The sequence below is a fragment of the Bordetella sp. BOR01 genome (genome assembly GCF_019218885.1).
Lineage (GTDB): Bacteria > Pseudomonadota > Gammaproteobacteria > Burkholderiales > Burkholderiaceae_B > Bordetella_A.
This window is the reverse complement of the sequence record NZ_JAHUWT010000014.1, coordinates 1-600: the sequence shown is the minus strand read 5'-3', so window position 1 is coordinate 600 and position 600 is coordinate 1. Positions and strand designations below refer to the sequence as shown.

Sequence of the window (600 nt, the reverse complement as noted above, 5' to 3'; positions counted from 1 at the left end):
GGGGGGAGAAAAAAGGGAGAAGGGAGGGGGGAAGGAGAGGAAGAGAAAAGAGAGAGAAAAGAGAAGAGGAGGAGGAAGAGGAAGAGGGGGAGAAGAGAAAGGAAAGGGAGAAGAGAGGAAAGGAAGGAAGGGGGGGGGGGGGAGGAGAGAGGGGGTGAGGGGAGGGGGAAGAAGGGGAAAGGGAAGGAAAGGAAAGGGGGGAGAAGAAGGGAGAAGAAAGGAGAGAGAGAGGAGAGAGAAGGAGAAAAAGAAAAGAAAGGGTTGCGTTGGGAAAAGAAAAAAAGGGAAGAGAGAAAGAGGAGGAGGAGAGAGAGAGAGAGAAAGAAAAGAGAAGAAGAGGAAAGGAAGGGAGAAGAGGGAAAGAGAAGGAGGAGGGAAAGGGAAGAGAAGGGGAGGGGGAGAAGAGGAAGGAAAGGAGGGAGAAAAGAGAGAAAGAGGAGGAAGAGGGAAGAAAGGAAGGGAGAAGGGGGAAGAGAGGAAGAAGAAGGGAGGGAAAGAAAGGGGAAGGAAAAGGAAAGGGGGAGGAAGGGAGGGAAGGAAAAGGGGAAGAAGAAGAAGGGGGAAAAGAGGGAGGAAGGAAGAGAGAGGGAGGAAAGGAAA

The 600-nt window shown here is 51.8% G+C and carries 1 protein-coding gene; it reads left to right on the top strand.

Translation table 11 applies throughout. The features are described 5' to 3' along the window. Nucleotides 1-600 (top strand): hypothetical protein (locus KW845_RS29780; RefSeq protein ID WP_218372943.1); only part of this gene is annotated, 600 nt, incomplete at both ends.